This window comes from Amycolatopsis sp. lyj-346, assembly GCF_046548975.1.
Lineage (GTDB): Bacteria > Actinomycetota > Actinomycetes > Mycobacteriales > Pseudonocardiaceae > Amycolatopsis.
In genome coordinates this window covers 1-12,270 of record NZ_JAJPWT010000013.1, presented here as the reverse complement: position 1 = coordinate 12,270, position 12,270 = coordinate 1, and the positions used below count along the sequence as shown (strand labels likewise).

The window sequence follows — 12,270 nt, the reverse complement described above, 5'->3', positions numbered from 1 at the left end:
TCTTTAGTTCCTTCTACTGGCGCGAGTCTCCCACCCTGGGACCCGTTTCGCTGAGGACGCTCGAGGAATGATGCCGGTCTTCGATCGAAGTCCCCGGGACTCTCTGCCCGGGAACCACTACCGAGGACCGGCGGACGGGATCCTCGTGCGCGCTCGCGCCGTTCTTTCTCTTGTTGAAGAGAGGGGGAGCGACCGGCGGCCACTCCCCCTCGGTTCAAGCTATCGGCGCAGGCCGAGGCGCTGGATCAGCGCACGGTAACGCTCGATGTCCACCTTCATCACGTAGTTCAGCAGCCGGCGGCGACGGCCGACCAGCAGCAGGAGCCCGCGACGCGAGTGGTGGTCGTGCTTGTGAGCCTTGAGGTGCTCGGTGAGGCCGACGATCCGCTTGGTCAGCAGCGCGACCTGGGCCTCGGGGGATCCCGTGTCCGAGTCGTGCACGCCGTACTCGGCCAGGATCGACTTCTTCTCTTCGGTGGACAGCGCCACTTGTGTTGCTCCTCGAAATAATCAGTGCCGTGCGACCCCGGGCGTGGATGCACGCCGGGAAGACGGTCACGGCCGCCACGGACTGCAGCCGGACCCGCTCGTGAGGTTACCAGCCCGCTGAACAGCGTCTTCAGGTGCGGTGCAGCTCGAAGGCGCGGGCCACGCGGTACCGGCGGCCACCCGGTTGGCGCTCGCTGGTCATCAGCACCACCTCGGCCGCCGTCCAGCGGCGGCTGGTGAAGCCGGCCAGTCTTTCGGTCCAACGCGCGGCGAGCCCCGGTTCTTCCCGGGGGAACCGCGCGAGCGTCAGGTGGGCCGTGTACGGCCTCGCCTCGGCGTCGGCCCCCGCGGCGTGCGCGAGCGACGTCAGCTCCGGTCCGGCGACAGTCAACCACAGCACCCCGGGGAACGTCGCGGCCTTTTCCAGCCGGACGTCGACCGCCGGGCGCCCGGCCAGCCGCTCGCCCAGCCAGGCGGCGCGGGTTTCGACGTCGTCCGGCCCGTAGTAGGCCAGGGTGACGTGCCAGCGCGCGGGCGGCTCCCAGCGGAGGCCTTCGTCCGTCCCGTCCGTCCCGCCGAGGGCCGCGGCGATCGCCTCGACGACGTCGTCCGGCGGGCGCAGGGCGCTGAACAGGACGGGCATCAGGCGCTGTGGCCCGCCCGGCGGAGCAGGTCGGCGATGGCCGGGAACTCGTCGTCGAGGCGCTTGGCGGCCTCGCCGAGGTCCTCGTCCTCGGCCAGGTCGCGCAGGTAGGCGAGGACCCGCTGGTCTTCGTTGCCCACCGGGATGTTGTCGCGCCCGACGGTGGGGCGGGAGTCGCGGACGTCCTCCATCGCGGCCAGCATCGCGTCGCGGTTGCCCGCGGCGACCTCGGGGACCAGGATCTTGCGCTCGAGCATGATCATCCTGGCCAGCACGACCGGGTTGCCGATCTTCGCCCGCCGTCCGCTCATCACCTGGCTGAGCATCGGGGCGCTGATTCCGAGGACCTCGGCCAGGAACGCCTGCGAAACGTCGAACGCGACGACGAGCCGGCGCACGCGGTCGCCGAGCGGCTCCCCGTACCACTCGCGCTGCAGTGCGATGTTCCGCTGGACGATCTTGTGGTCCTCCACCAGTCCCGCTCCCCTAAACCCCGTATCGCGCACACCGTCCGTGAGCATCTTGCCATCGCCGTCACGGGAACGGACGCGGAATCCCCTATTCGTCCCCGTCGGGCAGCGCCTTGCGCGTCGCGACGACGTCCTCGTCGATCTGCGCGACCAGCCCGGCCGAGTCGGCGAACCGCACCTGGTCGCGCAGCCGCGCCACGAAGTCGATCGCCACGTGCTGGCCGTAGAAGTCCTCGTCGACGTCGAGGACGAAGGCCTCGACGGTCCGCTCGCGCCCGGAGAACGTCGGGTTGGTGCCCACCGAGACCGCGGCGCGCAGCCGGCGCCCCGGGTCAGCCGAACGGGTGAACCACGCGCTGTAGACGCCGTCCGCCGGGACAGCGGCGAAGCGCGGGGTCGACAGGTTCGCCGTCGGGTAGCCGAGCTCGTGGCCCCGGCCGTCGCCGCGGACGACGATCCCCTCCAGGCGGTGCGGGCGGCCCAGCGCCTCGGCGGCGGCGACCACGTCACCGGCGTCGATGCACGACCGGACGTAGGTGCTCGAGAAGGTGATCGCCGACTGGTCCTCTTCGGACAGTTCCTTGCCCTGCAGCTCCGCGCCGTACGCGGCGAAGCCGAACCGGCGGCCGAGGGCGCGCAGCAGCTCGACGTTGCCGGCCGCCTTGGCGCCGAAGGTGAAGTTGTCGCCGACGATCACCGCGGCCGCGTGCAGCCGGTCGACCAGCACCTCGTGCACGAACTCCTCCGGCTGCAGCCGGGACAGCTCGAGGGTGAACGGCAGCACGCAGAAGACGTCGATGCCGAGGCCTTCGACGATCTCCGCCTTGCGCCGCAACGTCGTCAGCTGCGCCGGGTGGCTGCCCGGGCGCAGCACCTCCGACGGGTGCGGGTCGAACGTCAGCATGACGCCCGGCAGGCCGCGCTCGGCCGCCGCCGCCACCGTCCGGCTGATCAGCTCCTGGTGTCCGCGGTGGACACCGTCGAACACGCCGATGGTGACCACGCACCGGCCCCAGCCGCCGGGAAGGTCCCCCAGCCCACGCCACCGAAGCACGTCACACTCCCGTCTCTCGAGCCCACCCTAGGCGGGCAGCAACACGACAACCGCGCGGGACACGCCCTGTTCGTCGGCGGCCAGTGCGAGCACCCGGCCGTCGGGCCCGAAGAGCCCGTAGGTGCCCTCGACGCCGGCCGCCGGAATGCGCTGACCGTGGCGGACCGCTTTCGCCGTCGCGGCGTCGAGGTCCCGGCGCGGGAACGCGGCGGCGACGGCGGCGTCGAGGTCGAGGCTCAGTTCGGGCTGTTCCTCGAGCTGGTCGAGGGTCCTGGCCCTGGCCAGGGTGAAGGGGCCGACCGTGGTGCGCCGGAGGGCCTTCAGGTGACCGCCGACGCCGAGGTCCGCGCCGAGGTCGCGGGCCAGGGCGCGGACGTAGGTGCCGGAGGAGCACTCGACGACGGCGTCGACCTCGACGTGGTCCTCTTCGTGGCGGACCGCGAGGACGTCGAAGCGGTAGACGGTGACCGGGCGGGCCGGGATGACGACGTCCTCGCCGGCGCGGACGCGGGCGTAGGCGCGCTTGCCGTCGATCTTGACCGCGCTGACCGCGCTGGGCACCTGCTGGATGTCGCCGGTCAGCTTTTCGACGCCGTTGGCGATGTCTTCGTCTTTTGTCTGCCGGGTGTCCCCTGTGGTGAGGACTTCGCCCTCGGCGTCGTCGGTCGTGGTGCTGCTGCCGAGGCTCAGGGTGGCCAGGTAGGTCTTGCGGTCCAGGGCCAGGTGGCCGAGCAGCTTGGTGGCGCGCTCGATGCCGAGCACCAGCACGCCGGTCGCCATCGGGTCGAGCGTGCCGGCGTGCCCGACCTTGCGGGTGCCCATGATCCGGCGGGCGCGCGCGACGACGTCGTGCGACGTCATGCCGGCGGGCTTGTCGACGATGAGGAGGCCGGGAGGCGGGGCAGGGCGGCGGGGCGGTTTCGAGCTCGACACGCGGCAAACCCTAGCGGCCGGTTGTCGTGGTCCGATCAGGCCGCTCGGCTCCCGGCCAGAGCGCCCCAATGTGGCCTTGGTTGCGTCCAACGCACCGAAGGCCACCTTGGGTGCGTTGAACGCACCGAAGGCCACATTGGGTGCGTTGAACGCACCGAAGGCCACATTGGGTGCGTTGAACGCACCGAAGGCCACATTGGGGCGCTCGGGTCAGGCGGCCACGATGGAGACGTGACGGAGATCGAAGTCCGGGCCGCCCGGCCCGCCGAGCTCGAAGCGGTCGCCGAGCTCCGCTGGCGCTGGGTGGCCGAGCGGGACGGCCTGCCCGGTGCGGGCCGCGAGGCGTTCGTGCGGGAGTTCGCCGCATGGGCGCGCGAGCACGCGGCCACCCACCGCTGCCTGGTCCTGGTGCGCGACGGCCGGGTGCTCGGGATGGCGTTCCTGGCGATCACCGCGCGCGTGCCGACACCGGCGGCGCCGTCGCGGGCTGCCGGTGACGTGCAGAGCGTGTACGTCGTGCCGGAGGCGCGCGACGGCGGCCTCGGCGGGCAGCTGATCGACGGCGTCCTGCGGCTTGCCGCGGAGCTGGGGCTGGAGCGGGTCACCGTGCACTCGTCGCCGCGGGCCGTGCCCGCCTACGAGCGGCGCGGGTTCGCCGTGGCGCCGCAGCTGCTGCAGGCGCCGGTCAGGCCGCCCGGCTCCTGACCCAGCGCCCCAATGTGGCCTTGGTTGCGTTGAACGCACCGAAGGCCACATTGGGTGCGTCCAACGCACCGAAGGCCACCTTGGGGCGCTCGGGTCAGGCCGCCACGATCGGCGTCTCGGGGAGGGCCGCGTCCCAGCGGCGGCGGGTGATGCGCACCGGCAGTTCCTCGCCGCGGGCCTCGGCGAGGAACAGGTGGGTGCGGGTCCGGCGCCACCACACGAGCAGCCGGACCGTGCCGAAGGCCAGCACCGCGACGAGCGCCAGCAGCGACCACCGGAAGTTTCCGCCGGTCACCTGCAGGAGCACGCCGACGGCGAGCGCGGCGATCGTCGTCGCCACGAAGCCGCCGACGTTGACCACGCCGGTGGCCGTGCCGACGCGGCTGAGCGGGTTGTAGTCGCGGGCGAGGGCGAAGCCGATCATCGACGCCGGGCCGCCGAGGGCGAGGAGGGCGAACGCGGGCACCAGCACCGGCACGGGCACCTGGCCCGGCCAGCCCAGCAGCACCGCCCAGACCAGCGCGGCCCCGCCGATGTAGCCGCCGACCAGCGGCATCCGCAGCGACGGCCGTCGGCCGATCAGGCCGCCCAGCAGCGGGCCACCCGCCATCGAGCCGAAGACGAACACGGTGAGCAGCGCGCTCGCCGTCGCCTTCGACTGACCTTGGCCCTGGACCAGCCAGGGGACGCCCCACAGCAGCGTCAGGGCGTTCGGGGCGAACATCGTGCTGAAGTGGACCCAGAAGCCCAGGCGCGTTCCCGGCGTCCGCCAGGCCTCGGCGACCTGGTGGGCGAGCTCGCGGGGACGGACCTGGTCCCGGACGGGCGGCTGTTCACCGGCCGGGACGTCGCGGACCCGGAGGGCCACGACGACGGTGTAGAGGACCGTGACGGCGCCGGCCGCGAGGAAGGTGGGGGTCCAGCCGGCGCCGTCGAGCACCAGCGAGAGCGGGACGGTGGCGGCGAGGTTGCCCATGTAGCCGACAGCCGCCGTGAACGACGTCAGCAGCGCGTACTGGCGGCCCGGGAAGTGGGCCGCGACCAGGCGCAGGACGCTGACGAAGGTGAGCGCGTCGCCGAGGCCGAGGACGCCGCGGGCGAGCAGGCCGAGGCCGTAGGAATGGGCGACGCCGAGCAGGAGCTGACCGGCACCGAGGACCAGCACGGCGACGGTCAGGACGCGGCGGGGACCGTAGCGGTCGACCAGGACGCCGGTCGGGATCTGCATCGCGGCGTACACGCCGACCTGCAGGACGGTGAAGGTGCCGAGCGCGGCCGCACCGACGCCGAAGCGCTCGGCGGCCTGCAGCCCGGCGACGCCGAAGGACGTCCGGTGGAAGACGGCGAGCAGGTAGACGGTGACGGCGGCGAGCCAGATCAGCCAGGACCGGGCGGTGGCACGGCCGGTGGCGGGCACAGGTTCCTCCAGGGTTCGACGATTTCGAGCGCAGGACGCCTGCGCTGCCGTCCCTACTACTTGTATCGCCTAAGCAACGAAGAACCATAGCCACGACCCCGGTGGTTTTCACCACAGGTAAGGCCCACCACCCGTGCTCAGAGGGTCGGCTCGCGTACCTGGAGGGTCGGTTCGCGTACCCAGAGGGTCGGCTCGCGTACCTGGAGGGTCGGTTCGTGAGCCGACCCTCTGGGTACGCCGGCCGACCGTCCGGGTACGCGAGCCGACTGGGTCAGGCGGGGCGGGTGACGCCGGTTACCGCCCAGTTTCCGGAACGCCAGCGGACGAGGACCGCGGCCAGGCGGAGGACCATGAAGAGGGAGAGGCCGGTCCAGATGCCCGTGAGGCCCCAGCCGAAACCGAGGGACGCCCAGATCAGCGGGAGGAAGCCGAGGGCCGCGCTGCCGAGCGTCGCGTTGCGGAGGAAGGCCGCGTCGCCCGCGCCCAGGAGCACGCCGTCGAGGGCGAAGACCACTCCCGCGATCGGCTGCAGGGCCACGAAGAACCACCACGCGTGCGGGATCTCCGCCAGCACGCCCGGGTCCGACGTGAAGGCGTGCGGCAGCACCCACGACAGCGCCGCGAACAGCACGCACAGGAAACACCCGAGCAGCAGCCCGTACCCGGTGATCTGCGACGCGACCCCGCGCGCCTGCCGGGCCGCGTTCGCCCCCAGCGCCGCCCCCACCAGCGACTGCGCCGCGATCGCCACCGAGTCCAGCACCAGCGCCAGGAACGTCCACAGCTGCAGCACCACCTGGTGCGCCCCGACCGCCTCCGTCGACGTCCGGGCCGCGACGGCCGCCGCGGAGACGAAGCACGCCTGGAACGCCAGACTGCGCAGCACCAGGTCGCGGCCGAGGCCGAGCTGGGCGCGCATCACCTTGAAGTCCGGCCGCAGCCCGACCTTCTCGCGCGCCAGCGCGAGGAAGAACAGCGCCGCCGAGATCACCTGCGCGGCGACGTTCGCGATCGCCGAGCCCTCCAGCCCCAGCCCGGCCCAGTACACGAGCACCGGGCACAGCACGGCCGAGATCCCGTTGCCCGCCAGCACGTACCGCAACGGCTTCGCGGCGTCCTGCACCCCGCGCATCCAGCCGTTGCCCGCCATGGTGACCAGGATCAGCGGCGCCCCGAACAACGCGATCCGCAGCCACGACACGGCCGCGGAAGCGATCTCGTCACTCCCCGAAAGCACCCGGGCGACCGGCCAGGCCAGCAGCTGCCCCGCGACCAGCACGACGAGCCCGACGAACACCGCCAGCCACGTCGCCTGCACGCCTTCGCGGACCGCCTCGGCCCGGCGGCCGGCGCCGTGCAGCCGCGCGGTGCGGGACGTCGTGCCGTAGGACAGGAACGTCAGCTGGCTCGACACCTGGGCCAGCACGACGCCGCCGAGCGCGAGCCCGGCCAGCGACAGCGCGTCGAGGTGGCCGACCACGGCGGTGTCGACCAGCACGTACAACGGCTCGGCGGCCAGCACCCCCAGCGCGGGCACGGCCAGGCCCAGCACGCGCCTCGCCGGAACCCGCTCGATCTCCTCCACGTTCGCCACGAACCGGACTCTAACCGCCGCCACCGACAGTTCTGCGACGGTCCTGACCCGCGGGAACCCGGGAACTTTCCGGCCCCGCCGTCCGACGCGCTACAGCAGCGGCGCCCGCTCCAAGGCGTCGCGCAGGCCGGCGACGACCTCCTCGGCCGAGCCCGCGATCGTGCAGCCCGCGGCCTGCCGGTGCCCGCCGCCGCCGAACTCGGCCGCCACCGCCGAGACGTCGATCCCGATGCTGCGCAACGAAATCTGCCACTGCTCCGGGTGGTCCGGGTCCTGTTTGAGCACCGCCGCGACGGCCGCCTCGCGCACCGAGCGGACGACGTCGATGACCGACTCGACCTCTTCGCCGCGGACCGTGCGCGCCGCCTCGGCCCCGACCACGGCGTGCACGAAACCCCGGCCCTGCGCGGCAGCCGGCTCCAGCCGGGCCTCGCGAAGCACCGCCGAAAGCATCGGCAGCCAGGCGAACGGGCGCTCGTCGACGATCCGCCGGACGATCGCTTCCGGATCGGCCCCCGCTTCCAGCAGCCGGGCCGCCATCCGGTGGGTGTCCGGGCTCGCCCGGCGGAACCCGCTGGTGTCGGTGACGATCCCCGCGTAGAGCCCGCGCGCGATCGGCTCGTCCAGCGCGGCGCCCAGCTCCTCGAGGACGCGGAACACGAGGACCGCGCTGGCCTCGGCGCGCTCGTCGACGACGTGGCAGGTGCCGTAGAACGTGTTGGTCGCGTGGTGGTCGATCACCAGCACCGCACCGGCGAGCTCGACGCGCCCGGCGAGCCGGCCGAGCCGCTTCGGCGTCGGTGTGTCGACGCAGACGAGCAGCCCGTCGGCGTCCGGGAGCGCGTCCGGGTGCGTCAGCAGGCCGTCCTCGTCGAGCCACCGCAGCGTCTCCGGGGCCTCGTCGGGCTCGCCGAAGGAGACGCGCACCTTCGCACCGCGCTGGAGCAGCGCCCGGCCGAGGGCCAGCGCGCTGCCCAGCGCGTCCGCGTCCGGCCGCACGTGGCCGAGGATCGTCACGTCGCTCGCCGACGCGAGCAGTGCTGCCGCGTCCCGGATGTCCTGCGCCGAAGTAGGGGTCACGGTGCGTCACGCTACGCTCTGCGGGATGCCTGAGTACGCGATGCTGGTCTACCCCTCGGCCAACCGGGTCTACGCCGCCTCCTCCCCCGCGCTGCTGCGCGCCGAGCTGGCGGTGTTCGGCGCCGGCCTGGCGGCCGAGCTGTCCGCGATCGAGGAGTTCGAGCTCGGCGGCGTCGGCTACGTGCGCTTCACCAGCTCGGCGCCCCTCGGTGAGCCTGACCTGGCGCTGCTGTCGAACGTTTCGTCGCTGTACGCGCTGTTCGAGCTGGGTGACGGCGTCCTCCGTCCGGTGCCCGTGACACCGCTGGCGAAGGCCGACTCGGACCTGCTGACCATCCAGAAGTACGCGGGCAAGACGAACGAGCTGTTCACCAAGCTGCTGGTGAACGTGACCTTGCTGGCGACCGCGGACCCGTTCTCGGACAAGCCGAAGTACCTGCTCGACCCGCTGTGCGGCCGCGGAACCACGCTGAACCAGGCGATGATGTACGGCCTGCACGCGACCGGCCTGGACGTCGACGCCAAGGACTTCGAGGCCTACGAGGCGTTCATCAAGACGTGGCTGCGGAACAAGCGCGTCAAGCACACCGCCGAGTCGGGTCAGCTGCGGCGGAACAAGCAGCGGCTCGGCCGGCGGCTCGACATCGAGTACGCGCTGAGCAAGGAAGCGTACAAAGCGGGCGACACGCGCAAGCTCACCTACTTCAACGCCGACACCCTGACGACCGACGAGGTGCTGCGGGCGAACTCCTGCGACGTGATCGTCACCGACGCGCCGTACGGCGTCCAGCACGGCAGTCACCGCGAGGCGGGCCTGCAGCGCAGCCCGCGTGACCTGCTCGCGGCGGCCGTCCCGGTGTGGACGCGGGTGCTCAAGCCCGGCGGGGCGCTCGGCATTTCGTGGAACACGACCGTGCTGCCCCGCGAAGAACTGGTCGAGGTGCTGCGGAAGGCCGGCCTCGACGTCCGCGAGGGCGGCCCGTGGGAGGAGTTCGCCCACCGGGTGGACCAGGCCATCCTGCGTGACCTGGTCGTCGCGGTGAAACCCGCTTCCTGAGTCGACAAAGCGCTTCCGGCGACGAGGCGACTCAGCCGGGCGGGTAGCCGCGGCTATACTCCGCTGCGTGACCGTCGAGCAACGTCCCCTGCGCGCGGACGCCCGGCGCAACCGGGAAGCACTGGTCGCGGCGGCGCGGGAAGTGTTCGGTACCAAGGGGGTCGACGCCCCGCTCGACGAGATCGCCCGGCGGGCCGAGGTGGCGATCGGCACCCTCTACAACCGGTTCCCGACCCGGGCGGACCTCGTCGAAGCCGCGTTCCTGCCCGTGCTCGAGGAGGCCCGGGCGATCAGCGAAGACGCCCTCGCCTGTGCGGACCCGTGGGAGGGGTTCGTCCTGTTCGTCGAGCGATCGGTCCGGATGCTGGTGGCCGACCGCGGGTTCACCGAGGTGTGCACGCGGGCGTTCGACCCGGCGTCGGGACTGGAAAAAGCCAAGCATGCCAACGCTTCCCGGATGACGCGGATCATCACACGCGCGCAGGAAGCCGGGACATTGCGGCCGGACTTCCGCGGCGAAGACCTGGCGGTGGTGTTCGCCGCGGCGTCCGCGGCACCGGACTGGCGGCGCGGCCTCGCCCTGGTGCTTGACGGGCTGCGCCCACGATGAGCTGGCTCGCCGACACCGCCGCGTCGTACGACACGGTGGCGGAAAGCTACGCGGACTTCGTGGCGGACGCGCTCGAGAAGGAGCCGTACCTCAAGGCCGCGCTCACGCTGTTCGCCACGCAGGTCGACGGGCCGGCGGTGGACGTCGGCTGCGGCCCCGGGCACTTCACGGCGTACCTGGCTTCGCTCGGCGTCGAGGCGTCCGGCATCGACCTCTCGCCGGGGATGGTCGACCTGGCTCGCCGGTCGCACCCGGAACTGCGGTTCGAAGTGGGGTCGATGACGGACCTCGCGCTGCCCGGTGCTTCGGTCGCGGGCGTGCTGGCGTCCTGGTCGCTGATCCACGTCCCGGACGAGGCGGTGCCGGCGGCGCTGGGGCACTTCCACCGCGTGCTGCGGCCGGGTGGCCTGCTGGTGGTCGGCTACCACGTCGGTGCGGGCACCCGGCTCAAGACCCAGGGCTACGGCGGGCACCCGATGCGGGTCCACGTGCACCTCCGGCAGCCGTGGTGGCTGGCCCGGCGGGTGCGGGAAGCCGGGTTCACCGTGGACGCGGAATGGCTGCTGAACCCCGGGGCCGAGGTGTCGCAGGCGATTCTGTTCGCTTCGAAATAACCGGTTGATGAGTTACGCTCCCCCCATGCAGATGGCGATTTTCCGCCGGTTGGGCGTGTTCGTTACCGTCGTTCTTTCGATGCTCGCCTCGACGGTGCTGCTCGGCGCGTCCGCCGCGCACGCCGCACCGCCACCGCTCGGCAAGCAGAACTGGGTGGTCAGCGTCGCCGGTTTCACCGACGCCGCCGGCAGCAACTACCTGCGGCTGGGCTACCTCGTGTTCGACCCGTCGAGCAACGCCGTCCAGCACAACTTCTGGACCTGGAGCCAGCGCGACAACCCCCGCCCGGTCAACAGCGGGGACGTCTACTACTGCGGCCAGTTCCAGCCGGGCACCAACCCGCGCAACAACTGCCAGATCAAGACCGCGCCGGGGTTCACCGGCGACCCGAACGGTCACTTCACCGGCACCTACGCCTACGACTCGACGTCCGGCCAGGTGACGATCACCTGGACCAGCAGCACGATCAACGGCTCGACGACCGCGGTGAACCTCGGTGAGACCTGGGCGGTCTCCGAACTGCGCCCGGGCCTGGGCCGGATGCAGCTGGTGACCGACACGTACTCGATCACCGGCGGCTACGCCTACGGCAGCAACGCGTCCCTGGCCCAGACCGGCAAGGCACCGATGAGCGAGGTCCGCGCCACGCAGCGGACGTTCCTGTACGAGGCGCAGAGCTGGAACAACAACAAGTTCACCACCGTGGCCCGCGGGTCGGGAGGCAGCTTCACGGTGGGCCCCACCTGGAACGCCTGCACGGACGGTTCGTGCCTCGGATACGTGCAGAGGAACGCGGGTTGTGCCGCCAGTTCCTGCTGCCCGAACCCGGGCACAGCCGAGTACGACGCGTGCGTGCAGAAGCTCGCCGACAGCGGCAACCGGCGGTTCTACTACCTGACCGGCGACCTGGGCGGCCGGCGCAACAGCTACGAGTTCTGGTGCGAATGCCTCTCCTACGACGGCTGCTACCTGCTCAACAGCCACGTGCGGCCGCTGTTGCAGGTGATCGACGACGCGGGAACGTTCCAGGGCTGGGTGGGCGCCGAAGTCAGCCCCGACCGCCACGCCCCCCGCGAGATGAACGGCGAGTACTACGGCGCCTTCGCGATGGTGGCTTAGACCACATCTCATTTGGGGTTGTTGTGGGCTAGAAGATCCAGCTTGATCGCCCGGCGGTAGCAGATCATTGCGCAGGCCAGCTGGGTGAAGCCCAGGAAGTGGGCAGCCTTGCGCTCGTAGCGACGTGCCAGCCGACGGAACCGGGAAACCCACTCCAAGGTCCGCTCGATGACGTATCGATAACGTCCCAGCCGCTTGGCCGACTCGATACCCCGACGGGCGATCCGGGCAACGATTCCCCGCGTACGCAGCACCTTCCAGCACGCCGGGTAGTCGTAGCCCTTGTCCGCGTGCAGCTTGCGGGGCCGGCGCCGCGGCCGTCCGACCGGCCCGGCGACCGGCGCGACCGCATCGACCACCACCGCCTCGAACGTCAGGTGGTCGTTGCGGTTGGCCGCGGAGACGACCACCGCCAACGGCAGGCCACCACGCTCGCTCATCGCGTGGATCTTCGAGCCCGGCTTGCCCCGATCAACCGGGCTGG

The 12,270-nt window shown here is 71.8% G+C and carries 14 protein-coding genes; 5 read left to right on the top strand and 9 right to left on the bottom strand.

Features of this window, described 5'->3' with window-relative positions:
• Positions 1-219 precede the first annotated feature (219 nt).
• The 5 genes from rpsO to truB form a co-directional block, all read right to left on the bottom strand.
• Positions 220-489 carry a 30S ribosomal protein S15 gene (gene rpsO / locus ACLJQE_RS31555; RefSeq protein WP_003084034.1) on the bottom strand — a complete coding sequence of 90 codons (270 nt, stop codon included), beginning with the start codon at positions 487-489 and terminating at the stop codon, positions 220-222.
• A gap of 130 nt (positions 490-619) precedes the next feature.
• Complete coding sequence (gene thpR / locus ACLJQE_RS31550) at positions 620-1,132, bottom strand: RNA 2',3'-cyclic phosphodiesterase (protein WP_410643168.1); 513 nt, start codon at positions 1,130-1,132, stop codon at positions 620-622.
• Positions 1,132-1,605 carry an XRE family transcriptional regulator gene (locus tag ACLJQE_RS31545; RefSeq protein ID WP_410643167.1) on the bottom strand — a complete coding sequence of 158 codons (474 nt, stop codon included), beginning with the start codon at positions 1,603-1,605 and terminating at the stop codon, positions 1,132-1,134. The genes thpR and ACLJQE_RS31545 overlap by 1 nt, the downstream gene beginning before the upstream one ends.
• Before the next feature lie 85 nt (positions 1,606-1,690).
• Positions 1,691-2,656, bottom strand: a complete 966-nt coding sequence (locus ACLJQE_RS31540; RefSeq protein ID WP_410643166.1) for a bifunctional riboflavin kinase/FAD synthetase — start codon at positions 2,654-2,656, stop codon at positions 1,691-1,693.
• Between the two features lie 27 nt (positions 2,657-2,683).
• Entirely contained in the window at positions 2,684-3,589 is a 906-nt protein-coding gene (gene truB / locus ACLJQE_RS31535; RefSeq protein ID WP_410643165.1) for a tRNA pseudouridine(55) synthase TruB, read from the bottom strand.
• A 231-nt stretch (positions 3,590-3,820) separates the two neighbouring features.
• On the opposite strand from truB, the gene ACLJQE_RS31530 reads away from it, so the two are divergent.
• Positions 3,821-4,294, top strand: coding sequence for a GNAT family N-acetyltransferase (locus ACLJQE_RS31530; RefSeq protein WP_410643164.1), 474 nt, complete (start codon positions 3,821-3,823; stop codon positions 4,292-4,294).
• Positions 4,295-4,388: 94 nt separating this feature from the next.
• On the opposite strand, the gene ACLJQE_RS31525 is transcribed toward ACLJQE_RS31530, so the two are convergent.
• The 3 genes from ACLJQE_RS31525 to ACLJQE_RS31515 form a co-directional block, all read right to left on the bottom strand.
• Complete coding sequence (locus ACLJQE_RS31525; protein ID WP_410643163.1) at positions 4,389-5,711, bottom strand: MFS transporter; 1,323 nt, start codon at positions 5,709-5,711, stop codon at positions 4,389-4,391.
• A gap of 271 nt (positions 5,712-5,982) precedes the next feature.
• On the bottom strand, positions 5,983-7,305 hold the full coding sequence (locus tag ACLJQE_RS31520; RefSeq protein ID WP_410643162.1) for an MATE family efflux transporter: 1,323 nt from the start codon (positions 7,303-7,305) through the stop codon (positions 5,983-5,985).
• A 90-nt stretch (positions 7,306-7,395) separates the two neighbouring features.
• Positions 7,396-8,385, bottom strand: a complete 990-nt coding sequence (locus ACLJQE_RS31515) for a DHH family phosphoesterase (protein WP_410643161.1) — start codon at positions 8,383-8,385, stop codon at positions 7,396-7,398.
• A 25-nt stretch (positions 8,386-8,410) separates the two neighbouring features.
• On the opposite strand from ACLJQE_RS31515, the gene ACLJQE_RS31510 reads away from it, so the two are divergent.
• The 4 genes from ACLJQE_RS31510 to ACLJQE_RS31495 all read left to right on the top strand — a co-directional run bounded on the left by ACLJQE_RS31510 (position 8,411) and on the right by ACLJQE_RS31495 (position 11,786).
• Entirely contained in the window at positions 8,411-9,442 is a 1,032-nt protein-coding gene (locus tag ACLJQE_RS31510; RefSeq protein ID WP_410643160.1) for a TRM11 family SAM-dependent methyltransferase, read from the top strand.
• 67 nt (positions 9,443-9,509) lie between these two features.
• On the top strand, positions 9,510-10,052 hold the full coding sequence (locus tag ACLJQE_RS31505) for a TetR/AcrR family transcriptional regulator (protein ID WP_410643159.1): 543 nt from the start codon (positions 9,510-9,512) through the stop codon (positions 10,050-10,052).
• Positions 10,049-10,666, top strand: a complete 618-nt coding sequence (locus tag ACLJQE_RS31500) for a class I SAM-dependent DNA methyltransferase (RefSeq protein WP_410643158.1) — start codon at positions 10,049-10,051, stop codon at positions 10,664-10,666. The genes ACLJQE_RS31505 and ACLJQE_RS31500 overlap by 4 nt, the downstream gene beginning before the upstream one ends.
• Before the next feature lie 25 nt (positions 10,667-10,691).
• Positions 10,692-11,786 (top strand): hypothetical protein, encoded by a 1,095-nt coding sequence (locus ACLJQE_RS31495; protein ID WP_410643157.1) that lies wholly within the window; start codon positions 10,692-10,694, stop codon positions 11,784-11,786.
• Positions 11,787-11,794: 8 nt separating this feature from the next.
• Here the strand turns inward: ACLJQE_RS31495 and ACLJQE_RS31490 are convergent.
• Positions 11,795-12,270, bottom strand: a 476-nt coding sequence (locus ACLJQE_RS31490) for an IS5 family transposase (RefSeq protein ID WP_410643156.1), incomplete at its 5' end; no start/stop codon positions are given.